Here is a 24,562-nt window from a genome sequence, read left to right as displayed (position 1 = left end):
TACCGTGAATGCGAGGGTTCGCGGGAAGGGTGAGGTTACGTCCTCCCGTCCCGGCGGCGGGACGATCAGGCTGGCGACAAGGAGTTCGCCATGTCGCCGCCGCCACCCCCGATCCGCCAAGCGCTCGTGTGCGTCCTCGCCGCGATCCTGATCCCGGCTTGCGCCTCGTCCGCGGACGACGACGCGCCGGGCTGCTCGGGCGCCCGCCGCCCGGCCAACCCCCAGGGCTCGCTGCTCGCGCCCGGGGCCGCCCCACCGGACGCGCCGCCCGCCGGCGCCTGCCGGGCCGTGCGGCCGTGAACGTCACCGAGCCCAAGGACCTGAAGGCCTACTTCGCCGAGGCGCGGGGCTGGGATCGCGATCGGCTGGCCGCGGCCTACCGCTCGCGGCGCCTGGCCTGGAGCGTGGCCGCCGTCGCCGCCGCCCTTGCCGGCGCGGCGGTCGCCGGCGTGGCGGCGCTGACCCCCCTCAAGACCGTCGAGCCGTACGTGGTCCGCGTCGAACGCACGACGGGCGCCGTCGAGGTGCTGCGCGGCCTCTCCAAGGCCGGGCCGGTCGCCTACGACGAAGCGGTCACCAAGTCCTTCCTGGCCACCTATGTGCGCGCGCGGGAGGGCTGGCTGCCGCAGGCCGCTGAAGCCAACTTCCGGCAGGTGTCGATCATGTCGACGCCGGAGGAGCAGCAACGCTGGGCGAGCGCCTATCGCCCCGCCAACCCGGCCAGTCCGCAGGTGACCTATGGTCCGGACGCCGACGTGCAGGTGGGCGTGCGCGCGATCACCTTCGTGGCCCCGGGCGTGGCCAATGTGCGCTTCCATCGCACGGTCCGCCACGGCGCCCGGGCCGAGGACAGCGATTGGATCGCCACGGCGGCCTTCGCCTACACCCGGGCGCCGATGGGCGAAGGCGACCGGCTGCGCAATCCGCTCGGCTTCCAGGTGTCGTCCTACCGCGCGGACCCGGAGGTGGTCCGATGAGACGTCAGATCGCCCTGCCGCTGGCCGCCCTGGCGCTCTTCGCGGCCGCGCCCGCCCTCGCCGTCGAGACGCCCCGCCCCGGACCTTCGGACCCGCGTATCAGGACCGTCGACTACGACCCGATGCAGGTGGTGCGCATCGTGGGCGTCCTGCGCACCGCCACCCAGATCCGCTTCTCGCCGGACGAGACCATCCTGCACGTGGCCCTCGGCGACAGCTCGGGCTGGGAGGTCGCGGCCGAGACCAGCCTCCTCTTCGCCAAGCCGACCGCGCCGGGCGCGCCCACCAACCTGATCGTGACCACGCGCGCCGCTGGCGGCGAGACCCGGCACTACGCCTTCGAGCTGGCGACGCGCGGGGCGCGGGCGGCGGCGACGGCCGTCTTCGTCCTGCAGTTCCGCTACCCGGCGGCCGAAAAGCGCAGGCTGCAGGCCGACTTGTCGGCGCAAGCTCAGGCGTTGGAGGCGCGCGTGGCGCGGCTCAAGCTGGAACGCGCGGTGCTGGAGGGCCCGCGCAACCTCGCCTACGAGCTGCAGGGCTCCTTCGCCATCGCCCCGTCGGAAGTCAGCGACAACGGACGCTTCACGGTCCTGCGCTTCCCCGGCGCCCAGGCGCTGCCGGCGGTCTACGCCGTCTCGCCCGACGGGACCGAGGCGCTGGTCCCGTTCGACGTGCGCGGCGAGTTCCTGGTCGTCCACCGGACCGCCGCGCAGCTGCGGCTGCGCAAGGGCCGCGAAGCGCTCTGCATCTTCAATCTCGCCTACGCGCCGGCCGGCCGGCCCAGCGGCACGGCGACGGTCGCGCCGGACGTGGACCGCACGCTGCGCCTGGGCGCCCCGAAATGACCGCGGTCCCGCCCCGCCCCGAGGCCGAGGAGGACCCGCCGCTCGACCGGACGATCTCGCCGATCGCGGGGCCGCTGGCCGTCGCCGGCCGGGGCAAGGCCTTGGCCTTCGCCGGCCTCCTGGCGGGTTGCGCCGCCGTGGCGCTCGCCACCTGGAGCGCCGACCGGCCCCGGCCGGCGAAGCCGCGCGAGACGCCGGCGCGGCAGGTGGTGGCGTTCGAGCCGGCCCCTGCCCCGCCGCCCCCCGCGCCGAGCCCCCCCGGCCGGGCGGCGGCCGGCGTCGATGGGCCAGGCGCCTCCGGCTTGCCCGCCGGCGAGGACGTCCCGGCCCTGGATCCCGGCTACGGCCAGGGCGCAGCCCCGGGCGCGGCGTCCCCCGCCCTGCGCCAGGGCCCGCGGGGCTCGCCGCTGATGGCCTATTCGCGGGGCGAGCCCCCCTCCGCCGCGGGGCCGACCGCGCGCGCCACTTCGGCCCGTCCAACTTCGGCAGGCCCATCTTCCGCAGGCCCATCTTCCGCAGGCCCATCTTCCGCAGGCGGGGGCGCGGGCGAGCTCGACGCTCTGCGCCAGGGTTCTGCCATCGGCCGCGCCATGGCCGCGCCGGTGGGCGACCGCAATTTCCTGATCCTGGCCGGGACGACCATTCCCTGCGTGCTGCAGACGGCCATCGACACCGCCACGGCGGGATATGTGACCTGCCTGGTGGACCGCGACGTCTATTCCGACAACGGCGCGGTGGTGCTGCTCGAGAAGGGCGCGCGGGTGCTGGGCGAGTACCGAAGCGGCCTGCGGCAGGGCCGGGACCGGGTGTTCGTCCTGTGGACCCGGGCCGTGACCCCGAACGGCGTGGCGATCTCGCTCGCCTCCCCGGCCAGCGACGCCCTGGGCCGCGCCGGCTTCGGCGGCCGCCTCGACACCCGGTTCTGGGACCGTTTCGGCGCCGCCATCCTGCTCTCGGTGATCGACGCGGGCGCGGCGGCCGCGGGCGACCGCGACGGCGCCGCGGGGGTCGTGCGCCAGCCCTCGGACGCCGCCGGTCTCGCCGTCCGGCAGGGCGCGGACATCGGCCCGACCCTGCGCAAGGCGCAGGGCGGCGAGGTCGCGATCCAGGTCGCCCAGGACCTCGACTTCTCGTCGGTCTACGGGCTGCGGCCGCGGCCATGACCTACGACGCGGCGATCCTCACCCACTACCTGGCGCCGATCCGCGCCGCGCTCGACGCGCCCGGCGTCACCGAGGTGGTGGTGAACCGCCCCGGCGAGATCGGGGTCGAGACCGACTCGGGCTGGCGCTGGATCGAGGCGCCGGAGCTGACCGCGGAGACCCTGGTCCGCATCGCCGTGGCCGCGGCGGCGGCCACGGCGCAGGACGTGGGCGCCGAACAACCGCTCTGCGCGACGGTGCTGCCCACGGGCGAGCGGTGCCAGGTGGTCCTGCCGCCGGCGGCCGAGCAGGTGTCGCTGACCTTCCGGAAGCCCTCGCCGAGCGTGCTGACGCTGGAGGATCTGGCCCGGGCCGGCTTCTTCGACGCCGCCGCGCCGACCGCCGGACCGGCCTTGCGGCCGGGGGCCGGGCCCGAGGCCCCGGACCGGCCCGGCGATTGGCCGGGTTTCCTCCGCGCCGCCGTCGAGGGCCGGCGCAACATCCTGGTGTCGGGGGCGACCGGCTCGGGCAAGACCACCTTCGCCAAGGCGCTGGTCCGGCTGATCCCGCCGACGGAGCGGCTGATCACCATCGAGGACGCCCGCGAGCTGGTCGTGCCGCATCGCAACGCCGTCCACCTGCTCTACGCCAAGGACGGCCAGGGCCTGGCGCGGGTCGGGCCGCGGGAGCTGCTGGAAAGCGCGCTGCGCATGCGGCCCGACCGCATCCTGCTGCAGGAGCTCCGCGACGCCTCGGCCTTCTTCTACCTGCGCAACGTCAATACCGGCCACCCCGGCGCGATCACCACGGTCCACGCCAATTCCGCGGAGCTCGCCTTCGAGCAGCTCACCCTGCTGGTGAAGGAGAGCGTGGCCGGCCGCGACCTGCACCGCGACGACATCCGCCAGCTCCTGATGCGGCTGGTGGACATCGTCGTCCAGGTCGAGCGCCGCGACGGCCGCTTCCGGCTGACGGAGATTTGGCATGAACCGCTTCGCCGCCGCGCCCTGGCCGCTTAGGGCCGCGCTCGTAGCGGCCGCCCTGGCGCTGGCCGCGAGCCTGCTGGCCGCGCTGGCCGCGGCCATCGCCCTGGCCGGCTTGCGACAGCTCCCCGGCGAGCTCGACCCCGCGGCGGTCCTGGCCTGGTTCTGGCGCCACCGGCACGACCCGCAGGTGCGGCGCTGGGCGCAGGTGGGCGGGCTCGCCGCCGCCGGCCTCGGCCTGATCGTGCTCCTGGGCGTCGCCGGCCAGCTGCGCCGCCCCCTGCACGGCGCGGCCCGGTGGGCCGGCGAGGCCGAGATCCGGCGCGCCGGCCTTCGGGCCGCCGTCGGCATCCTCCTGGGGCGCAAGGGCGGTCGGCTCCTAGTCTTCGGCGGCCAGGAGCATGTGATGCTCTACGCCCCCACCCGCGCCGGCAAGGGCGTGGGCGTGGTGATCCCCAACCTCCTGGCCTGGCCGGACTCCGTCGTGGTGCTCGACGTCAAGCGCGAGAACTGGGAGGCCACCGCCGGCTTCCGCGCCGCGCACGGCCAGGCGGCGCACCTCTTCGATCCCCTGGCCCCCGACGGGCGCACGTCCCGCTACAACCCGCTCGGACACATCGACCGGACAGACCCCGCCGGCGTGCTGGACGAGCTGCAGCGCATCGCCGCCATGCTCTTTCCCCACCCGCCGAACGCCGACCCGTTCTGGGCGGAGTCGGCCCGCACGGGCTTCGTGGGGGTGGGCGCCTATCTCGCCGAAACGCCGGAGCGTCCGCTCACCTTCGGCGCGCTCTACGCCGAGCTCACCGCGGGCGACCCCCGCGTCCGCTTCCCCGCCCTGATCGCCCGGCGGCGCCGCGACGGCCGGCCCCTGTCGGCCGGCTGCGTCCGCGCGCTCACCGACTTCACGAGCGCGTCGGAGAACACCTTCGCCTCGGTCCGGCAGAGCCTGACCGCCAAGCTGAACCTCTGGCTGAACCCGCGCGTCTGCGCCGCCACCGACGCCAGCGACTTCGACCTCTCGACCCTGCGCAGCCGGCGCGCCTCGATCTACCTGGCCGCCTCCCCCGACAACCTGATCCGCGTCGCGCCCCTGTACGCCCTGCTGTTCCAGCAGCTCATCGACCGGTCGTGCCGCGAACGGCCGGACCCCGCCCGCCATCCGCACCAGGTGCTGGTGCTGCTGGACGAGTTCGCGCGGCTGGGCCACGCCGAGGTCCTCGCCCGGGCCTTCGCCTATGTCGCCGGCTACGGCCTGCGTCTCCTGCCGGTGCTGCAGTCCCCCGCCCAGTTGCGCGCCGAGTACGGGCCGGACGTGACCGAAGAGATCCTCGCCAACTGCGCCGTGGAGATCGCCTTCGCGCCGAAGGAGCTGCGGCTCGCCCGCGAGCTTTCCGAGCGCCTCGGCGACACCACCGTGCGCAGCCCGTCGCGCAGCCGGCCCACCGGGCTCAGCCGCGGCCACCGCAGCGTCAGCGAGTCCGAGCAGCGCCGCCCGCTGCTGCTGCCCCAGGAGCTCAGCCGGATGCCGGACCAGGACCTCATCGTGCTGAAGGCGGGCATGGCCCCGATCCGCGGACGGAAGCTGCGCTACTACCGCGAGCCGGCCTTTCGTCGCCGCCTGCGACCGCCGCCCCCCGTCGCGCCCCTGGACGCCGTCGCGGCGCAGGCGGCGGAGCCGGACCCGTCCATCCTCTCCGCCGAGTCCGGCGATCCGCTGACCCTGGAGGCCATCGTCCCGATGCTCGCCGCGGCGGACCTGGAGCCGCTGCCCGCCGGGGGCGTCCCTCCGGCCGAGATCGAGGCCTGGGTGGACCGCTTCCTCGACGCCACCGACCCCGCGCCGCGCCAGGAGCCCCGCCATGGCTGAGGACCTCAACATCGTCACGCCCGAAGGCCGTCCGAAGTCGGCGATCGCCGGAGACGTCCCCGAGGGCGTCCGACGCCGCTACCTCACCGAACGCCGCGGCGGACCCGGGCTCGGCTACTACGCCGACGCCCGCACCGGCGCGGCCGCCTTCCGCGACCAGGGCCGGCGGCTCACCACGGACCGCAACGACCCCCACGTGGTGCGCGACCTGGTGGCCATCGCCCAGCATCGCGGCTGGAACGCCCTCACCGTCCGCGGCCACACGGAGTTCCGCCGCGAGGTCTGGCTCATGGCCCGGGCCGCGGGCCTCGAGGTCCGCGGGTATCGCCCGACCGAGCGGGACCTTCAGCAGGCGGACCGCCGCCGAGGCCCGCCGGCGGCCCGCGCGACGGCGCTCGACGGCCGCGACCGGCTCCGCGTCGTGGAGGCGGTCGTGCGCAACCGCGTGGTCGAACCCGCCGAACAGGCCCGCATCCTCGCCGCAGCCCGCGCCCGCCTGGCCCGATGGCTGGAACGCGGGGCGTCCAGGAACCGGCCCGGCGAACGTTCGCGCTGACCCGGACGCCCGGGCCCCCGAGCCGGAACCGGACGTTCATCGGATCGACGCCGCACTGGCCGCGGGCCTGCGCCTGGGCGCGGCGAATGGCGATCAGGCCACCACGGCGCCCGCGGCTTGCGCGCGGCGGACGCCTCGCTAGGGTCCGGGACATTCGTCAGGGACCACGCCCCCCCGGGAATGGGCCTGTCGCGACGGGCGGGATGCGGCCCCCGACGGCGGCGCGGCGGTTGGCCTGGCCAGCGGGGGAGAAATCGGGTGAAGCCAATGACGCGCCTGGCGACCACGGCGGACCTACCGCAACTGACGAACCTGCTGCTTCGGGGAAGTGAAGAGCGGCGCTCGCGCGATTCAGCGCTGTGGTCTGTCGCACTCGACGCGAGGGTTCAGGTCGAGACGGCGCTCGCGGGCAAGCTTGCGGCGACCGCACCGGCTTCGATGGAATTCTGGATGGTGATGGAAGACGCTGGCCGACTTCTCGGCGCGGTCCACGCCATGCTGGTTCCCGCCCCACCGATCTACGCCGCCCCCGGCCATGCGGGCCTTCTGCAGAACGACGCGGTGATGTCGCCACAGGCGCCTCCCCCAACGCTGCGGACGCTCCTGACGGCGACGGAGCGGGAGTTGCGACAGCGTGGGGCCTCAATCCTGATCGCCGCCTGCAATGAGGGAGATCCATCGAGATCGGCGCTTGCCGCGGCGGACTACCGGCCGGTGACAACCTACCTCGCCAAGGCTGGCTTCGCCGAGCGGGCGTGGCCCGCATCCGTGCGACGTGCGGACGCCCACGACGTGCCGGAAATCGTGCGACTGAGCGCGTGTCACAGATCCACATTGCGGGACCTCAACCCGCGCTTCTGGGCGACCCATCCGGAGGCGGACGATCGCTTCGAACGTTGGATGCGGTACAGTCTCGAGCTCGCCGATCGCGACATGATCGTGGTCGCGCGGGGCGGCGAGGTCGCCGGCTATGCGATCGCCCAGCCGGTGAGTCACCTCCACATGCCGGTCGGTCACAACCTGTCGCAAGTCGGGATCATCGACGACTTCTACGCCGCTGACTTCGCGGAGGCGCCGGCGCCAGCCGTCGACGCGCGCGACGCCGCCGATCTCCTGACTGTGGCGGAGGACCTCTTCGCCCGGCGTGGCGTCACCGCAGCCTTCGCGGTCTGTCCCGCGGCCTGGTCGTCCAAGCTCGCGACACTCGAGCGAAACGGCTATCGGCCCGCCCTGTCCTGGTTGTTGAAAGCTTAGGCGCCTCCGGCGACGCAGGGGCGACAGCTCCAGAAGGCGTCGCGCTCCCAAGCAAGCTCGGCTTCCGCTTGCGCCAAATGCGAGGCCCGTTGGCGTGCGCCTGTGGCCCGTCACTTAAGCGCCTCGGCAAAGAACGTTGAGATGTCGTTCAGGGCGGTTGCGGTTTCCGGCGCCTCGACGCCGGCCAGATAGGCGCTGTGACTTTGTCCTTCGTATACGATCAGTTCGCTGCGACGCCCTGCGTCCCTCAGTTTCCGGTCCACTCTCACGGTGTTCGACAGAAAGATGTCCCGCGTCCCGGCCAGCAGCAAGGTTGGCGGAAAGCCGGCGAAACTGCCGTAGACGGGCGAGAGCCGCGAATCCTTCAGATCGAGGCCGTCCGCGTACTGGGCGGCGGCGACGCTGAGCATCCCTTGGTAGACGATCGGATCGGCGTATCGGTTGGTGAAATAGCTGTCGCCTGTCTCGGAAAGGTCGGACCATGGCGTCCCCGCCATGATCGCGTCGGGAACCCGCAGGCCGGCCGCGATTGCGCGCTGGGTCAAGGCTAGTACCATGCCGCCGCCCGACGATGTGCCGAAGACGCCCAGCCGATACGCTGGATATCGCTGGCCGAGCCACGTCCAGACAGCCGTCGCGTCGTCCATCGCCGCCGGGAACGGGTGCGACGGAGCCATCCGGTAGTCGACGGACACCGTTTCGATGCGGGCGGTCCCCGCCACCAGCACCGCTTCGAGGAGTCCGCTTTGGCCCGCACCGCCGACGTGGGCGCCGCCGTGCAGGTGCACCAGCAGCCGTCCCGGCTGCGCGGGCCGCTCCGAGGGCGTGATCCGGTAGCAATGCACGCCGGCGATCGTCTCTTCCGCCATCGCGAGCCGATACGTCGCCAGCAGCCGCGCAATCCTCGCCTGGGTCGCGGCGGGATCGGGATCGAAGAAGCGCGCCCATCCCGCATTGGTGGCCGGCATGGCCGGCGGCGCCGCGGACGGCGGCGCATTCGCCATGCGGGCCTGAAGTTCGGGACTCACGGTCGATGGCGTCGGCAGGTCGTAGGCCGGCACATGGCGGGCCGTGTCCGGCAACGCCACGCCCGGGACGGCCATCGTCGCAACCAGGACGCCGACGACCCATCGCCGCAAGATCATCGTTCGGGTCTCCTCTGCCCGCGACCCTGGCTCCGGCCGGTCCTAGAACACGGCGTCGAGCCTGACGCCCACCGTCCGTGGGCGCGCCAAGGCGACCTGGCCAGCTCCGGTCACGGCCACGTCGGTGGCGAGCGCGGAGATCTGTGCGCGGCTGTCGCCGATGTTGTTGATGAAGACGGTCGCCGTGTAGCGGTCGTTCTGCACCCCGGCGCGGACATCGGCGAGGACGTAGGACGGCAGCCGGTAGTTCGGCAGCCCCTTCGCCGCGGCGTTCGGGAACGACACGTTGCGCGCGCTGTTGGCGCGGGCGGTCCCCCCTACGAAGCCGCTCCACTCGCCGCTCAGCGGGAAGACGTAGCTGCCGAACACCGCGCCGCTCCATTTGGCCGAAAGCGGCAGCGGATCGCCGGCCTCGCCCCCCACCGAGGGGACGTCCTCGTCGAGCTTCGCTTTCGCGTAGGCGATGTTCCCGCCGAGGGTGAGCCCCGGGATCGGGCGGAAGGTGGTCTGGGCTTCGGCGCCGCGGCTGGAGGCCGCCCCGCCATTGGTTTCGCCGGTGATGCCGTTCACCGAGGCGCGGAGCTGGATGTCGTCCCACTTGATGTAGAACACGTTGGCGTCGAACTGCAGGCGGCCGTCCAGGAAGGCGCCCTTGTAGCCCGCCTCGTAGTCGGTCAGCCGGTCGGCCTTGAAGCTGGCGGGAAGGCCCACGACCACGACGTTCGGGCCGCCTGGGCGAAAGCCGTCGGCGACGCGGGCGTAGAGGTTGCTGCGCGGCGTGAGCGCGAAGCGCGCGTTGACCAGGTAGTTCGTCTCGTGCTGCGTCCCCGAGATCTTTCCGGTCGTGCCCAGGATGCGGAGCGCGAGCAGCCCGGCGCGGTAGGGGCCGGCAAGCGTCTGCTGGAATGTCTGGTCGATGCTCGTGTAGCGCAGGCCGCCGGTCACGGTCAGGCGATCCCACGTGTAGCTCGCCTGTGCGTAGCCCGCGTACTCCTTGTAGACCGACGGGATGCCGGCATCGACGCCCGGGTTCATGTTGGCGAGCGGCGTGCCGCCGGCGTCCGTTCCGATGAAGAGCGAGTTGCCGTCGCTCTTCTCGTGCGCCGTGTAGAACCCGGCCACGTACTGCAGCGGTCCATCGCCATTCGAGGTGACCTTCAGCTCCTCCGTCAGCTTGCTCGTGTGGTTGCGGAAGTTGAACAGCACGTTGGTGGCCGGAGGCCCGGCGACGCCGACCAGGGCCAGGAACCCCGGCGACGTGAACAGCGGCGCGGTCGTGGTGTCGGTGAAATAGGTGATGCGGTCGTTCTTCAGGTACTGGTAGCTGCTCGTCGAGGTCAGCGTCACCGGCCCGAAGTCGTACGACATGTTGAGGGCGGCGAGGTCGTAGACGAACTTGGCCGGGTCCAGCAGCGAGTGCAGTTGGTCGAGCGACCCGCGCACCGGCTTCTGGGTGGTCGCGAGGTAGGCGGCCGCGTCGCTCGCCTCGCGCCGGTTCAATTGGTAGATTCCGATCAGGCTGGCCTCGAAGCGGTCGTTCGGCCGCCAGAGCAGGTTGCCCCGGACGCCTTCCGAGGTCCGCCGGTTGATATCCTTCTCGCCGCGCGTCGGATCGTCGAGATAGCCGCCCTCCCGATCTCCGAAGGCGGTGACGCGAAGCGCGAGCTGGTCCTCGACGATCGGGACATTGACCAGTCCCCGCACCACGTAGGTGGCCTCGCCATGCTCGGTCGCGGCCGCCTCGGCCTCGAGGGCGCCCCCGAAGCTGCGAAGGTCCGGCTTGTTGTAGATGAATGAAATGAGGCCGCTCATACCCGATGCGCCGTAAAGCGTGCCCTGCGGTCCGCGCAGCACTTCGACGCGATCCACGTCCCACAGGCTGGAGTCGAGGGCGCTGGCGCCGCCGAGCGCATAGGTCGAGGACGAGCCGACCGGAATGCCGTCGATGATCTCGCCGACGAGCGCCGAGTCGGTCTGGACGCCGGTCGCGAGGCCGCGCAGCACCAGCTGCTGCCCGACGCCGCCGCCCTGGCTGGCGAACTGCAGGCCGGGCACCAGGGCGGCGTAGTCCGCCAAGGTCTTTGCGCCGATTTCCTGCAGCGCATCGCCCTGCAGGGCCGTCACGGCCGCCGGCACGTCGACCAGCCGTTCCTCCCGCTTCTGCGCGGTGACGATCAGTTCGTCCACGGTGGAGACCGACCCTCCGTTGGCGGCGGTCTGGGCGTCGGCGCCGGTGGCGACTCCAAGGGCGATCGCGGAGACCGCGCCCAGCCAGATCATCTTGTGCATTTTGAGTTTCCCCTCGACCGTTCTTGTCTTCTGCGGCGCGAACCGGTTGCCGAAGATCGCCGCGCCTGTGCCTTCCGCCCGGCGAGATCGGCGAGCCCGCCGACACCCCTTCCGGACGCCATCGATGTCTTTTTGGCGGCCCGACGCGCCGTCCAGCGCGCCGCCACCTTGGCAATGTGGCCGAGGGTCTGTTCGATCAGAAATACAATTATCGGATCGACTTATCAGCTTGGAGAATAGATTGGCGCGGGAGACTTTTGCGCAGATCGCATAAGTCTATCCGATCATTGTCTTTGTGCGGCATTCGCCGCGCTCACATAGTTCGAGGAAGCGGCGTGCGCTGAAAACCTGCGCGACCCGCGCTGCGGACGCGTCGCGCCGTCGCTGGCCCAGACGGGGCCGGGCGCCCATCGAGAAGGATCGAAACTCATGACCCGCCATCGGATCGGCGTGATCGGCCTTGGCCAGCGCAGCGCCCGGATCCTCGTGGCCATGCGGGAGATCGGCTGGGACTTCGAGGTCACGGGCTTCGTCGACGACGCGCCGGCCGGCGCCCCGACGCTGGAGGCGGCGGGCGTGGCCCTTGGGCGGCCGCACGCCTTCGTGGAAGACCTGCTGGCCAGCGGCCCCTATGACCTCGTGATCGTCGGCTCGCCCAATCACCTGCATCTCGAGCATCTGAAGGCGACGCTGCCCGCCGGCTATCCGATCCTCTGCGAGAAGCCCGTCGTGCGGACGCAGGCCGAGAGCCTCGAGCTGGCGCGGCTGCTGGCCGCGCGCCCGCAGGGCGCCGCGCCGCTGTTCGTCGGCCTGGTGCTGCGCTCGGCGCCGATCGTGCGCGCCGTGGTCGAGCGCGTGGACTCCGGGGCCCTGGGCAAGCTCGTCTCGATCGACGCGACCGAACACCTTTCCCCGGAGCACGGCGCCTACATCGCGCGCAACTGGCGCCGGCGCGCCATGTGGGGCGGCTCCTATCTCCTCGACAAGACCTGCCACGACTTCGATATGTTCAACCGGCTGATCGGCGCGCGCGCCGCGAAGGTCGCGAGCTTCGGCGGCCAGGCCATTTTCTCGACCAGCGCGCCGAAGGCCACCCCCACCTACGACGATGGCGCGCCGGCCTACCAGGCGGTGGGTGCCGGCTGGCAGGGCGCCAGCGACCCGTTCCAGCCCGACATGGACTTGGCAGACCACCAGCTTGCGCTGATCGAATACGCCAATGGCGTGCGACTGTCGTTCCACTCCAACAGCCATGCGGCGATGACGGAGCGTCGCTGGAACATCATCGGCACGCAGGGCCAGCTCACGGCCGACCTGTCCAAGAACCGCATCCTGTTTCGGCCCGCCCTCAGCCGGGGCGAGGCCGAGGAGATCGACTTCGGCGGCCTCTCCGCGGAGTCGCACAACGGAGCGGACCACGCGATGGCGCGCGACCTGCTCGCGGCGCTCCGCGGCGCCGACGCCTTCCGGGTCACGCCCTGGGAAGGCCTCGAAGCAGGCCTGACCGTCATGGCCGTCGATCAGGCGATGGCCCGCGGTGCAATGGTCGACTGCCGGCCCATGTGGGCCGAATACGACGCGGCGCGCCGACCGCACCCCGCCATGGCATGAGCCAGCTCCTGCTGCTGGGCGTGGACGCGGGCGGCACGCGATGCCGGGCGCGCCTGGCGGACGCCGCCGGGCGGGTCCTGGCCGAAGGCCACGGCGGTCCCGCCAACCTCCTGAGCGATCCGACGGGCGCCTGGTCCTCGATCGAGCGCGCGATCGCCGGGGCGCTTGACAGTGCAGGACTGACGGGCGCCTCCCCCGACCGGATCGCCGCGGTGATGGGGCTGGCCGGCCTTGATCCGGCGCGGCCGCAGGCGCCCGCGGACTGGCCGCTGGCCCGCTTCCAGGCCTGCCGGGTCGAAACCGACGCCTATGTCGCGCAGGTGGGCGCCTTTGGCGGCGGCGACGGCGCCATCCTGATCGTCGGCACGGGCTCGGTCGGTCTGCTGGTCCTCCGCGGCCAGCAGACCTCCGTTGGGGGCTATGGCGCGGCGGTCTCCGACGAGGGCAGCGGCGCCTGGATCGGGCTCGAAGCGGTGCGGCGCGCCCTGTGGGCGTTCGACCGCCGCCGTCCGGGCTCGCACATGACGGCGCAGGTCCTTGCGGCCGTCGGGTCGCCGCCAATCACCCAGGCGTGGGCCAACGCCGCGCGGCCCGCGGATTTCGCCGCCCTGGCGCCCCTCGTCGTCGCCGCCGCCGAAGCGGGAGATCGGCAGGCCGCCGACATCCTCGAGGAGGCGGCCTGCCACCTTGACCGCATCCTGGCGCGCCTGGCCGACGCCGGCGCGCGCCAGGTCGTCCTTGCGGGCGGCCTGGCGGAGGCCTTGCGGCCACGGCTGAAGACCGAGGCCCTCGAGTTCGTCGAGCCCCAGGGCGCGGCGCTCGACGGCGCGCTCCGGCTGGCCCAGGGCCTGATGGAAACGCAGCATGACGGATGATCGGGGCCGGGCCCGGCTGGACCTCGGCGCGGTCTCCTGGTCGCTCTACCAAGGCGCCCGCGACCCGTACGTGAACCTCATCGTCATCTACGTCTTCTTCCCCTACTTCGCGACGACGGTGGTGGGCGACCCCGTCAGGGGGCAGGCGCTGGTGGCGGACATCGCCACGGCCTGCGGGGTCGCCGTGGCGCTGACGGCGCCGCTCCTCGGCGCATCGATCGATCGGATCGGCCGCCGCAAGCCGCTGCTGCTGCTGGTGACGGCGCTGATGCTGCCGCTGCTGGCCGGCCTGTGGTTCATCCGGCCCGGCCTGCACGGCCCCGGCCTCGCCCTCGCCTCGGCCATGCTGGGTCTGCAGGGCCTGCTGTTCGCCTACTCGGAGGTCCTGCACAACTCGATGCTGGGCCGCGCGGCGAGCCCGCGCCAGGCGCCCTACGCCTCGGGGCTGGCGCTGTCGCTCGGCAACTTCTTCTCCGTCTTCATGCTGGTGTTCGTGCTTTGGGCGTTCGCCCTGCCCGGCAAGGTCGCGACGCCCTTCGTTCCCAGCCAGCCGCTCTTCGGCCTCGATCCCGCCGCCCACGAGACAGACCGCATCGTCGGGCCACTGGTCGCGGCATGCTTCGCGATCCTGGCGGTCCCGCTCTTCCTGTTCACCCCCGACGCGGCGCCGGGCGGGACCCGCGCCCTCGCCGCCCTGTGGCAGGGCTGGACCGGGCTCAAGGCGACCGTGAGAAGCCTCAAGGGCCATACCTCGGCCGCCGTCTTCCTGGGCTCGCGCATGCTCTACACCGACGGCATGAGCGCGCTCCTGGTCTTCATGGGGGTCTTCGCCGCGGGCGTGATGCGCTGGGGGCTGCTGGAGCTCCTGGCCTACGGGGTGCTGCTTTCGGTCTTCGCCGTCCTCGGCGGGCAGGTCGGCGCGATCCTCGACGCCCGGCTCGGGTCGCGCCGCGCCGTGCAGGTCTCGATCCTCGCCGCCGCCTGCGGTCTGGTCGTCCTGCTGGGCGCGGGCGCCGACCGTATCCTGTTCATGTCCTACGATCCCGCCGCCCACCCGCCGCTGTGGGACGGTCCGATCTACCGCACCCTGCCGGAGGCCGTCTTCCTGGGGATCGGATGCTGGAACGCCGTCTTCATCACGGCGCAGATCTCCTCCAGCCGCACGTTCATGATGCGGCTCGCCCCGCCCGGACAGTCCGCCGCGTTCTTCGGCCTCTATGCGCTTTCCGGCACCGTGACGACCTGGCTGGGCTCGGCGCTGGTGCGCATCTTCACGGGACTGTTCAACAGCCAGCAGGCCGGCTTCGTGCCCGTCGCCGGACTTCTGGTCCTGGGCTTCGTCGGCCTGCTCTTCGTCAGGCACGACGGCCGCGAGGCCAAGGGGCTTCCTGGCGCGACGGCGCGGCCAGACGTGCTCGGGCCTCGGCCACGGACCGAATAGCGCGGCGACCCGCCCTCAGACGACCCGTCGGCCTCCGATCCACACGCCCCGCACATGGCGCGCGGCGTCGAGCCAGACGAGGTCGGCGCGCGCGCCGGGGGCCAGCACGCCGCGATCAGCCAGTCCGAGGAATGCGGCTGGCGCCGCCGAGGCCATGACCGACGCCTCCTCCAGGGTGACGCCAGCCATCGCCACCATGTTCCGCAGCGCCGTGGCCATGTCGAGGTTCGATCCGGCGAGGACGCCGTCGTCGTCCACGCAGACGCCGTCGAGAACCCGGATCTGCCTGCCCTGCAGCGTGAAGCTCTTGCTGGCCGAGCCGACGCCGGGCATGGCGTCCGTCACCAGCATGAAGCGGTCCCGCGGCCGCGCATTGACCGCGACCCGCAAGGCCGCCGGATCGACGTGGCGGCCGTCTGCGATCAGGCCGCAATAGACCGACCGGTTCTCCAGGGCCGCGCCCGCCACGCCGGGCGCGCGATGCGAAAAGGGCGACATCGCGTTGAACAGGTGGGTGACGCCGGTGACGCCACCGGCGAAGGCTTCGACGGCTTGGCGATAGGTCGCATCGGTATGGCCGGCCGCGACGACGACGCCGGCCCGGACCAACGCGGCGATGTCCGCGGCCTCGCACGTCTCCGGCGCCAAGGTCACCAGGGTCTTGCCGACCCTCAGGCTGGACAGCAGCGCGATGGCGGCGGCGTCGAGGCGCCGGAACTTGGACGCGTCGTGAGCCCCCCGGCGGGGCGCATTGAGGAAGGGGCCTTCCAGATGGATTCCGACGACGCCCGGCGCGCCCGCCTCGATGGCCGCCTCGACGGCCCGCATCGCCATATCCACGCGATCCAGGTCGTCGGAGATCAGAGTGGGGAGGAACGCCGTCGTGCCGAACCGGCGATGCGCCGCGCCGATCGCCACGATCGCCTCGACCGTGGGATCGTCGTTGAAGAGGACGCCGCCGCCGCCGTTCACCTGCGTGTCGATGAAACCCGGCAGCAGGAAGCCGCCTTCGAGGTCGAACGTCGGCGCGTCCCGGCCGGACGGCGCGGCGACGCGACCGTCGACGATGAGCAGGCCCTCGCCGCCGCCCACCACCACGCCGCCCACGAAGCGGAGGCTCGTCATGTGGTCGTCGTAACCTTCCTCAGATGAGGCGGCGCATCCGGATCGAACCCCCGGGCGATGGAGAGCGCGTTGACCAGCCGGTAGAAGCCCTGGATCTGGACGATCGGCTCCAGCATCGGGCGTACGGGCGACGCCGGCAAAAGGCCGCCGACGTCGGAGACCGCCACCCGCGCGCCCCGTCCGCGGAACTCGTCGGCCACCGCGCGGACGTCGTCGCCGGCCGGGTCCGACGAGGCGAAGGCGAGGACGGGAAAGTCCGGCCCGACGAGCGCCATCGGGCCGTGCCGCACCTCGGCGCTCGAGAACGCCTCCGCGTGCAGGCCGCAGGCCTCCTTCAACTTCAGCGCCGCTTCCTGCGCGGCCGCCAAGCCGTAGCCGCGCCCCAGGACGAACGCGCTGGCGGCGGGCCGCAGCATCTCGCGCACCTCGGGCCAGTCGCGGGCGAAGGCCTGCCGCAGCGCGTCAGGCAGCGCCTGCAGGCCGCGCTGGAGATCCGGACGATCCGACCAGGCCGCAAGGAGCGCGGCGAGCAGCGCCAAGGACGCGATGAAGGACTTTGTGGCGGCGACCGAGCGCTCGGGCGCCGCCTCCATCGCCAGCAGCTCGTCCGCCAGGTCCGCGAGTGGCGAGGCCGTGTCGTTGACCAGGGCCACCACATAGCCGCCGGCGTCCTTGTGCGCCTGCACGCTCCGCAGCAGATCGGGGCTGCGGCCCGATTGCGAGATCGCCAGGCAGAGCCGGTGGGCCGGCCGGACCGGCGCCGAATAGACCGACGCCACCGACGGCGCGGCCGAAGAGGTTGGCGCGCCGATCAAGGTCTCCACCAGGTATTTGGCGTAGGTGGCGGCGGCGTCCGACGATCCCCGGGCGCAGGTCGTCACCGACAGGGGCGAATGCGAACGCAGGCGCCCGGCGATGCGCGCGAGCGTCGGCGCGTTGCGCTCGAGCGCACGCGCGACCGCATCCGCGGCTTCGCCGGCCTCCACGTACATGCGGGTGGCCTCTGCGGACCGGTCGGCCGGTGCTGCGCCGGCGCCGCTCACGGCGCCGGATCGCGCGCGGCGGATGTCGCCTCGGCGCCGTTCGCCCCCGACCGTTGCGCGCAGGCCTCGATCGGCGGCGGCAGGGGTAAGGACCCCGCGCCGGTGTTCACGATCCAGGATTGGTCGCCCGCCGCACGCCGGCGGCACATGGCTTCTTCGTGGAGCGGGTACGCCCCCCGCAGGGCGTCGGCGATGGAGACCGGTCCGGCGTCGAATTCCAGCGCTTCGCGCCCGGGGCCAAAGCGCGGCCAGGCGACGCCTCTGCTGGCTCCGGGCGCGCCGTCGCGGGCGAACTGGGTCCAGTAGTCGAGCATGGCCCCCTGAAGGTCGCGCTCGGCAGGCGTGTCGGGCGCGGCGGGCCATGCGGCTGGAACCTGCTTGCCGACGCGGCCGAAGACGTACGGAACCTCGATGCCGTGAAACGCTCCGTAGGGCGCCGCGGCCGGATAGGTGTGCCGGAAGACATAGAGATAGGCGGGAACGCCCGCGGCGGCCTGCTTGGCGGCCAGCCGCACCATGCCCCATCCGAAGGTCCCGTCGCGCATCGCGTCCTGGGTGCTCGAGTCCAGATCGCTCGCAGGGTACAGTCGCAGGAAGGCCTCGGCGAGATCGCCGTATCGCCCGCGGATAGCCGCCTCGTAGGTCCTGGCGTCCGGCGGGACCGGGACCTTGAACAAGGCGCGAATCTCGTCGCCGTTGAAGCCGGCCAGGGTGGGCACGCGGGCCTGCTCCCCGCGATCGAAGGTGTCGACCGTCTGGCGCTTCAGCACCCAGCCGTCCACCGTCGACCAGACTTGGTAGTGGGCCGCATACGCAGCCTTGGTGAGCGTCTCGGGGTCCATCGCGCGCAGGGCCGCCAAGCCGTCCGCCTTCGCCGCCGCAGCCACCGCCAGTCCCATGCCTTCGGCTGACGGAAGGCCATGCGCGGCCGCCTTCAGCTCAGGCAGGGTCGGCATGCCGCCGCTCTCGGCGATCGCGCGCTGGAACAGGCCGCGGGCCAGGGGACTGGCCAGCATCTGCACGACACTCATGGCGCCCGCCGACTCGCCGAAGATGGTCACGTTCGTCGGGTCGCCGCCAAACGCCGCTATGTTCCGCCGAACCCATCGCAGCGCCTCAATCTGGTCGAGCAGTCCGTAGTTGCCCGAAACCCCCCGCGGCGACTCGGCGCTCAACTCGGGATGCGCGAGGTAGCCGAGCACGCCCAGCCGATAGTTGACGGTCACCACAACCACGCCTCGCGCGGCGAGTGTGGCGCCGTCGTAGAGCGGGCTTCCCGTGTAGCCGAAGGTCTGCGACCCGCCGTGGATCCAGACCATCACCGGCGCCTTCCGCGCGTCCTTGGGCCGCCACACGTTCAGGGACAGACAGTCCTCGCTCATCCGGGGCGGCGGGTCCGCATAGAGGCTGTCGGCCGGGAGGCTGGGCTGCACGCAGCCGGGGCCGAACGCCGTGGCGTCGCGCACGCCCCGCCACGCCGCGGCCGGCTTGGGCGGACGCCATCGATCGGGCCCGACGGGCGGACGCGCATAGGGCACGCCCTTGAATGCCTCCACGCCATCGGCCGTCACGGCGCCGCGCAGGGCGCCCTGATCGATCGTCACCCTGGGCGCCGGCGCCGCGCCTGCCCCCAGCGCGGTCGCCGCGGCCCAGATCCACGACACTGCGGCAAGCACTGGCTTCATGGCCGTCCTCCTCGGGACGCGCCCGTCCCGCGGACGCATCTGAAACTCGACGGGTCGGCGGGCGAGCCAGCGCCCACGTAGCGGGCCAGCCCGGGATAGGCGCAGATCGGCCGCACCTCGGGCGTCGTCCCGCTCGCCGACGGCCGCGACGCCAGGAGCCGGTCCGGCGCGCGGCCGGTCTCAACCCACGCCTGCACGGCCGAAAGGGCGTCGAAGTCCGCAAACCCCGGCCCTCCGGCGCAATGCCCCATCCCCGGCGCCATGAACACCCGCATGAAGCCGTCCACCGCAGCCTCCGCATGTCCGCGTCCGCCCGTTTCCGCGAAGGCGTCGATCACCCGGCGCCGATATTCGATCGGCAGGTCCTGGCCGTTGAACTGGTCGCCCCAGCCCTGGTGGATCAGCAGCTTGCCGCCGCGGGCCCGGAAGCGCTCGAGATCGGGGCTGAGGGCCGTGATGTCGCCGCCCACCCGGCGATCGACCTCGGCCACGTCGCGATCCCAGTCGAACGTGCGCCAGTCCCAATCCGGATCGCCATAGACCATCGTCCGCAGCAACGGGATCGCGAAGTACTGCGCCAGCGGCCCCTGGATCGCGCCCCAACCGTAGGCGGCCAGCGACGCGCCGGCGGCCGCGTCGGCCTCGGAACCGTACGCGAAGCCGGGATAGATCGAAGCGCCCGTACGGCGGTTCCTGGGGCCCGAGTAGATCAGCCGCGCGGTCCGCGCCTCGGCCGGCGTGAGACAGGCGTTCCTCGCCGCATCCTCGGGACCGCAGATGATCGACGCCACGTCGAAGCGGCACGTCTCGGGGTCCGAGATCAGGCCGTCCCGCAGTCCATCGTCGTGGTCACAGGCCGCCAGCACCGCAGCATGCAGCACCTGGAGTTTGTCGGGCGGGATCGGCGCGCCTGGGGGTTCGGTAGCCTTGAGCCCCCAGAGAAAGCTCAGCATCAGGTGGGCGTAGGACATCCCGGGCGCGCCCGCGACGAGGCCGTCGTAGTCGTCGGGATAGGCCTGCGCCTCGGTCATCGCCTGCGCCCCGCCGGTGGAGCAGCCTTCGAAGTACGCCCAACGCGCCGGCGCGCCATAGTAGGCCGCGACCAGGGCCTTGGAGGGCGCCGTGACGAGGTGGGTCGCGCTGTGTCCCCAAAGCCTGACCTTGACCGGATCCCGCATCCAGGACGGGTCCGCGCCCTGGTGGCCCGTATCGTTGCCGGTGACGGCGAAGCCCTTCTGCAGGCCGACGGCCAGGGCGTTCAGCGGCAGGTCGCCGCCAAACCCGCCGCTGCCCACGGAAAGCAGGCGGTTGTTCCAGCCGTCCAGCGGCAGCCACACCTCGAAGCCGATCGACCCGGCGGCGATCGCCTTCACCCGGCAGAACGCCGGTAGGTCCAGGGTCGCGGGCGCCGCCAGCGGGACCGGCGTGGTCATCGGTCCGGCCGGCGCGACCTCGGCGCTGACGACACGCGCGCCCTCGATCGCGCGGCCGGTCAGGGCCTGACAGTCGCCCGCCAGGGCCGGCGCGGCGTGAAGCGCCGCCAGCATCAGGACGGCGCAGGCGAGCCAGCGGACCAGCATCACGCCCCCTCCGTCTTGGCCGTCGGCCAGTCGACCTCGAACGCCAACAGCGAAGAGCTCAGCGTCTTGCCATGTGCGTCGAGGGCCAGCGAGCGGGTGACGCCGCCGCCCAGCGCGCCGTACAGGACGAAGTTCAGCGCCCCGAGCGCCGGCAGCTCGAAGCGCTCTACGCGCTGCAACCCGAGGGCTTCGAAGACCCTGGCCACGACCTCGGCCGTCAGGGCCACGGCCAAGGGCCCATAGTCCTCCGCCCGGTAGGCGATGACGGAGATCATCGAGACGTCGCCCTTGTCTCCGGCGCGCGCGTGCGCGACCTCGTGCAGGCGCATCTTCATGCGACCTCCAGCTCGACCTGGGGCCGGATCCGAGCCCGCGGCAGCAGGGCGGAGGCGATGGCGACGATGGGACTGGCGGAGCGCGTCACGCCGCCCCCGCCGGCCGGCCCGTTGGTGTAGAGCGCTTCGACCTCGGCGCCGATGGCCTGGGCCGCCTGCAGGGTGGCGCAACGCGCGGCGATCCGCGCCCGCACCTCGCCGGGAGTCGAAAGGGCGTGGCCCGGCGCGCCCACAAGGATGGCGTCGACCCCGATCAGCTCGCGGCGCAGCTCGTCCACCGCCACCCCCGTCAGCGCCAGGCGCTGCTCTACGATTTCGAGCGCGAGCCGCCCCCGCTCCACGGCCTGCGCGCCGGCATAGGCGATCTGCCCCTCGCCCGCGAAGCCGTCCAGGTAGCCCACCGACACCTTCAGGCGGTCCGGCGCGGCGCGGCCGCGGGCTCCGCTCAGCGCGACGGCGTCCGGCCCCACCTGTTCCATCCGGACGGCCGAGAAGTCGGCCGTCACATCGGGCGTGAGATAGGACGAGGGATCGGCAAGCTCGTAGAGCAGTTGCTCCTTGACCGTACGCAGGTCGATCCGGCCGCCCGACCCCGCCGCCTTGCCCACCACCGCCGAGCCGTCCGCCGAGACCTGCGCAAAGGGGAATCCGAGGCGTGCGAGGTCGGCCACCGGCTTGACGCCAGGGTCGGCGAAATAGCCGCCGCTCAATTGCCCGGCGCATTCCAGCAGGTGACCTACGAGCACGCCCGCCGCGAGCATCGCCCAATCGTCGCGGGCCCAGCCGAACTCGTGGACGAGGGGCCCGAGGAACAGGGCCGGATCGGCGACGCGCCCGGCGATCACCACGTCCGCGCCGTTCGCGAGCGCCTCGACGACGCCGTCCGCGCCGAGATAGGCGTTCGCCGACAGGATGCGGTCCGTCCCAAGGTCGCAAAGCCGGCCGGTCCCCGCCAGGAGGGGCGGGTTTTCCGCAAGCGCCAGCTCGAGCACGTCGTCGCCGGTCACGGCCGCGACCTTCAACCCCTGCTGGCCGAGTTCGCGGGCGATCTGCGCGACGCGGCGCGCGGCCGCGCGCGGGTTGGCGGCGCCCATGTTGCTGACGATGCGCACCCCGCGATCCCGGCACGCCGGCAGCACCGCGCGCATCCGCGCCTCGAGCAGGGTGTCGTAGCCGGCGGACGGATCCTGCCGCCGCGCCAGCTGCGCGAGCGCGATGGTGCGCTCCGCCAGGCACTCGAACACGAGGTAGTCGAGGCTGCCTTTTTCCGCCAGCTCGACGGCCGGCTCGATCCGGTCGCCGGAGAAGCCCGCGCCCGCGCCGATGCGGATCGCCCTCATAGCGGCAGCACGCCGAGAATGACCGCCACGGCGGTCATGACCAGGGTGGCGCCGAACAGGTAGGGCGCCGCGAAGCGCTGGTGGACGCCCAGCTCCACGCGCGAGAGGCCCGACACCAGGAAGGTCGCCGGCGTCAGCGGGCTGACCGGAAAGCCAGTGGTCATCTGGCCCAGCAGCGCGGCTTGCGCCACGTGGATCGGCTCCCCGCCGAACCGGCCGTTCACGTCGGCCAACACCGGCAGGACGCCGAAATAGAAGGAGTCCGGATCGAAGAAGAGACTGAGCGGCATGGAGAGCACGGCGAGTCCGACGGGAAGGTGCCGCGCGACGCCGGCGGGAAAGCCTGCGGCCGCCCCTTCCGCCATGGCCTTCAGCATGCCGCTGCCGCTCATGACGCCGGAGAACACGCCGGCCGCAAGCAGCACACCCGCCATGGTCAGCGCGGCCCGCGCGTGAGCGTCCAGCCGGTCGCGCTGGGCCTTCGGGCCGGGATAGTTGATCACCAGCGCGAGTGCGGTCCCCAGCATGAACACAACGGCCGGCGGCGCGCCCGCGATCACGGCGCCGAGGACGACGAAGGTGAGGCCGAGGTTCGGCCAGAACCGGCCCGGCCGGCGCAGGGCCGCCGCCGCATCGTCCAACACGTAGGCCGGCGCCGCGACCGAGCCGGCCGGCAGCTTGCGCTGGGCGTCCCGCCCCATCCAGGCGCAAGCGGCGAAGACGAAGACAAGGCCGGCCAGCTGCACCGGCATCATCGGCAGGAAGATCTCGGTCGGCGACAGGCGCAAGGCCGCGCCGGCCCGCAAGGTGGGTCCCGTCCACGGAAGGAAATTGACCCCCGCCGCCAGCGAGGCGGCGCAGGCCAGGATGCGCCGGTCGATACCCAGGGCGTCGTAGAGCGGCAGCATGGCCGGGATGACCACGAGGAAGCAGACCGCCCCGGATCCGTCGAGGTGCACCAGGAGCGACAGCAGGGCGGTGCCGACCACGATCCGGACCGGATGGCTTCCGACCGACCGCATGACCAGGCGGATGGCCGGATCCAGCAGGCCCGCGTCGGTCATCACGCCGAAGAACAGGATCGCAAACACGAACATCGCCACCACCGGCGCGATCTGGGCGATCCCCGCCAGCATGAAGCCGCTGGTCGCAAATCCTTGACCCGCCACGAGCGAGGCCGCCACCGGGACGACGATCAAAGCGACGATCGGGGAGCACAGGTTGAAGGCGATCAAGGTCACCAGGGCGAGGACTGCGCCCAGTCCGATCAATGCGAGCATGTCCCCTCCGCCCGTGTGGCCTCGGGCTTGGCGGACACTATGTCGGCGCGCTAATGGGGTCGCAAAGACAAAGATCGAATGGACTTATGCGATATGCGCAACAATGTCAGTCTCCACACCCTGAGGCTGTTCCTGCGGGTCGCGGAGACGCGAAGCTTCAGCGAAGCTTCACGGACCGAGAACGTGTCGCAGCCCGCGCTCAGCCGCAGCATCCGCATGCTGGAGGACCAGCTCCGTGTCCGGCTCTTCGACCGCGACACCCGCAATGTCGCCCTCACCGACGCCGGCCTCATGCTGCAACCCATCGCCGAGCGGTTGATCAGCGACTACGACGCGGCCTTCACCGATCTCGCCCAGTCGATCGCGGGCGAGCGCGGACACGTGACGGTCGGGGTCCTGCCGTCGATCGCCGCGGGCCTGCTGCCCGGCGTGCTGGCGCGCTTTCGCGATGAGCGGCCCAATGTCGAGGTGAAGGTCGAGGACACCCTCTCCGATTCCCTCAGCGAGCTCTTGCAGCAAAGACGGATCGATTTCGCGATCGACATCGAGCCCGAAGCCGACCGTCGCCTGGCGTTCCAGCCGCTCCTCTCCGAAGAGTTCGTGCTGGTCCTGCGCCGGGGAGACCCGCTCGACCGGCCCGGGCCGCTTCCCTGGGGCGAACTCAAGGGACAGCGGTTCATCGACATGGCGGCGGCCTCGAGCGTTCGCCGGGCCACCGAAACGGCCTTTGCGCGCGCGGACGTCACCCGTCGGCCGCTTTACGAATGCGCATATATCTCCACGGTCGGCGGCCTGATCAGCGCGGGGTTGGGGGTCAGCGCCCTCCCCGCGAGCACTCTGCCCATGATGGGATCGACCGACGTCGTCACGCGGCCTCTGATCAACCCGACGGTCAGCCGGACGATCGGCATTGTGACATTGCGGTCGCGCAGCCTGTCGCCATCGGCGGAAGCCCTGGTCGCGCGCCTTTGCGACGCCAATTGGTCCGACGCCGCCACGCTCAACGAGGTGCTGCAGAGGTGACTGGAGCCTGGTCTTCGGTCTCGACTCCGAGTCTGGCTGGCGCCCTCACATGCCGAGCCGTGAATGCTCTGACAGCGATCGGGTTCGGCGCCAGTGACCCGAGCATCACCCCTCGCGAAGGTCTTACCGGCGCACCCGGGCCCGGAGTCGGCCTTGCGCCTGG

The 24,562-nt window shown here is 72.2% G+C and carries 21 protein-coding genes; 12 read left to right on the top strand and 9 right to left on the bottom strand.

The features are described 5' to 3' along the window. Window positions 1-90: 90 nt before the first annotated feature. The 8 genes from GC203_RS12290 to GC203_RS12255 all read left to right on the top strand — a co-directional run bounded on the left by GC203_RS12290 (window position 91) and on the right by GC203_RS12255 (window position 7,627). Complete coding sequence (locus GC203_RS12290) at window positions 91-300, top strand: hypothetical protein (RefSeq protein WP_293454713.1); 210 nt, start codon at window positions 91-93, stop codon at window positions 298-300. Continuing rightward, window positions 297-977, top strand: coding sequence for a VirB8/TrbF family protein (locus GC203_RS12285; RefSeq protein WP_293454712.1), 681 nt, complete (start codon window positions 297-299; stop codon window positions 975-977). The genes GC203_RS12290 and GC203_RS12285 overlap by 4 nt, the downstream gene beginning before the upstream one ends. Next, window positions 974-1,822, top strand: coding sequence for a TrbG/VirB9 family P-type conjugative transfer protein (locus tag GC203_RS12280; RefSeq protein ID WP_293454710.1), 849 nt, complete (start codon window positions 974-976; stop codon window positions 1,820-1,822). Before GC203_RS12285 ends, GC203_RS12280 begins: the two co-directional genes overlap by 4 nt. After that, window positions 1,819-2,985: a TrbI/VirB10 family protein gene (locus GC203_RS12275; protein ID WP_293454708.1), complete on the top strand. Its 1,167-nt coding sequence runs from the start codon at window positions 1,819-1,821 to the stop codon at window positions 2,983-2,985. Before GC203_RS12280 ends, GC203_RS12275 begins: the two co-directional genes overlap by 4 nt. Then, window positions 2,982-3,983 (top strand): P-type DNA transfer ATPase VirB11, encoded by a 1,002-nt coding sequence (gene virB11, locus GC203_RS12270; RefSeq protein WP_293454706.1) that lies wholly within the window; start codon window positions 2,982-2,984, stop codon window positions 3,981-3,983. Before GC203_RS12275 ends, virB11 begins: the two co-directional genes overlap by 4 nt. Beyond that, window positions 3,949-5,817, top strand: a complete 1,869-nt coding sequence (locus GC203_RS12265) for a type IV secretory system conjugative DNA transfer family protein (protein ID WP_293454704.1) — start codon at window positions 3,949-3,951, stop codon at window positions 5,815-5,817. The genes virB11 and GC203_RS12265 overlap by 35 nt, the downstream gene beginning before the upstream one ends. Continuing rightward, window positions 5,810-6,373 carry an LPD7 domain-containing protein gene (locus tag GC203_RS12260; RefSeq protein WP_293454702.1) on the top strand — a complete coding sequence of 188 codons (564 nt, stop codon included), beginning with the start codon at window positions 5,810-5,812 and terminating at the stop codon, window positions 6,371-6,373. The genes GC203_RS12265 and GC203_RS12260 overlap by 8 nt, the downstream gene beginning before the upstream one ends. A 267-nt stretch (window positions 6,374-6,640) precedes the next feature. Continuing rightward, a complete protein-coding gene (locus tag GC203_RS12255; protein ID WP_293454699.1) occupies window positions 6,641-7,627 on the top strand; it encodes a hypothetical protein in 987 nt (328 codons plus the stop codon). A 110-nt stretch (window positions 7,628-7,737) separates the two neighbouring features. Here the strand turns inward: GC203_RS12255 and GC203_RS12250 are convergent, their stop codons facing one another. Next, on the bottom strand, window positions 7,738-8,772 hold the full coding sequence (locus GC203_RS12250; RefSeq protein ID WP_293454697.1) for an alpha/beta hydrolase fold domain-containing protein: 1,035 nt from the start codon (window positions 8,770-8,772) through the stop codon (window positions 7,738-7,740). A gap of 42 nt (window positions 8,773-8,814) precedes the next feature. Further along, window positions 8,815-11,061 carry a TonB-dependent receptor plug domain-containing protein gene (locus GC203_RS12245; protein WP_293454695.1) on the bottom strand — a complete coding sequence of 749 codons (2,247 nt, stop codon included), beginning with the start codon at window positions 11,059-11,061 and terminating at the stop codon, window positions 8,815-8,817. 429 nt (window positions 11,062-11,490) lie between these two features. Between GC203_RS12245 and GC203_RS12240 the strand changes: the two genes are divergently transcribed. From GC203_RS12240 to GC203_RS12230, 3 genes are read left to right on the top strand one after another with little or no spacing between them, the layout of a single operon-like run. Further along, window positions 11,491-12,672, top strand: coding sequence for a Gfo/Idh/MocA family oxidoreductase (locus GC203_RS12240; protein ID WP_293454693.1), 1,182 nt, complete (start codon window positions 11,491-11,493; stop codon window positions 12,670-12,672). Then, the gene (locus GC203_RS12235) at window positions 12,669-13,547 is read left to right on the top strand and encodes a BadF/BadG/BcrA/BcrD ATPase family protein (RefSeq protein WP_293454691.1); all 879 of its coding nucleotides are present in this window, start codon (window positions 12,669-12,671) and stop codon (window positions 13,545-13,547) included. The genes GC203_RS12240 and GC203_RS12235 overlap by 4 nt, the downstream gene beginning before the upstream one ends. Beyond that, window positions 13,537-14,988 (top strand): MFS transporter, encoded by a 1,452-nt coding sequence (locus tag GC203_RS12230; RefSeq protein ID WP_293454689.1) that lies wholly within the window; start codon window positions 13,537-13,539, stop codon window positions 14,986-14,988. Before GC203_RS12235 ends, GC203_RS12230 begins: the two co-directional genes overlap by 11 nt. Before the next feature lie 15 nt (window positions 14,989-15,003). Here GC203_RS12230 and nagA read toward each other — a convergent pair whose 3' ends face one another. Genes nagA through GC203_RS12195 form a run of 7 tightly spaced genes read right to left on the bottom strand, consistent with a single transcriptional unit; the run spans window position 15,004 to window position 23,376 of the window. Then, window positions 15,004-16,113: an N-acetylglucosamine-6-phosphate deacetylase gene (nagA, locus tag GC203_RS12225; protein WP_293454687.1), complete on the bottom strand. Its 1,110-nt coding sequence runs from the start codon at window positions 16,111-16,113 to the stop codon at window positions 15,004-15,006. After that, window positions 16,110-17,156, bottom strand: coding sequence for an SIS domain-containing protein (locus GC203_RS12220; protein ID WP_366501753.1), 1,047 nt, complete (start codon window positions 17,154-17,156; stop codon window positions 16,110-16,112). The genes nagA and GC203_RS12220 overlap by 4 nt, the downstream gene beginning before the upstream one ends. Further along, entirely contained in the window at window positions 17,153-18,841 is a 1,689-nt protein-coding gene (locus GC203_RS12215) for a carboxylesterase family protein (RefSeq protein ID WP_293454685.1), read from the bottom strand. The genes GC203_RS12220 and GC203_RS12215 overlap by 4 nt, the downstream gene beginning before the upstream one ends. Further along, window positions 18,838-20,421 (bottom strand): tannase/feruloyl esterase family alpha/beta hydrolase, encoded by a 1,584-nt coding sequence (locus tag GC203_RS12210; RefSeq protein ID WP_293454682.1) that lies wholly within the window; start codon window positions 20,419-20,421, stop codon window positions 18,838-18,840. Before GC203_RS12210 ends, GC203_RS12215 begins: the two co-directional genes overlap by 4 nt. Next, window positions 20,421-20,756: a hypothetical protein gene (locus tag GC203_RS12205; RefSeq protein ID WP_293454680.1), complete on the bottom strand. Its 336-nt coding sequence runs from the start codon at window positions 20,754-20,756 to the stop codon at window positions 20,421-20,423. Before GC203_RS12205 ends, GC203_RS12210 begins: the two co-directional genes overlap by 1 nt. Beyond that, complete coding sequence (locus tag GC203_RS12200; RefSeq protein WP_293454678.1) at window positions 20,753-22,096, bottom strand: acyclic terpene utilization AtuA family protein; 1,344 nt, start codon at window positions 22,094-22,096, stop codon at window positions 20,753-20,755. The genes GC203_RS12205 and GC203_RS12200 overlap by 4 nt, the downstream gene beginning before the upstream one ends. Next, entirely contained in the window at window positions 22,093-23,376 is a 1,284-nt protein-coding gene (locus GC203_RS12195) for a citrate:proton symporter (protein ID WP_293454676.1), read from the bottom strand. The genes GC203_RS12200 and GC203_RS12195 overlap by 4 nt, the downstream gene beginning before the upstream one ends. Window positions 23,377-23,469: 93 nt before the next feature. Here GC203_RS12195 and GC203_RS12190 point away from each other — a divergent pair, with 93 nt between their 5' ends. Continuing rightward, window positions 23,470-24,399: a LysR family transcriptional regulator gene (locus GC203_RS12190; protein WP_293454674.1), complete on the top strand. Its 930-nt coding sequence runs from the start codon at window positions 23,470-23,472 to the stop codon at window positions 24,397-24,399. Window positions 24,400-24,562: the final 163 nt, after the last annotated feature.

The organism is Phenylobacterium sp. (genome assembly GCF_016124325.1).
Lineage (GTDB): Bacteria > Pseudomonadota > Alphaproteobacteria > Caulobacterales > Caulobacteraceae > Phenylobacterium.
The sequence above is the reverse complement of the archived record's forward strand: the minus strand, read 5'-3'. Positions and strand labels throughout refer to the sequence as shown.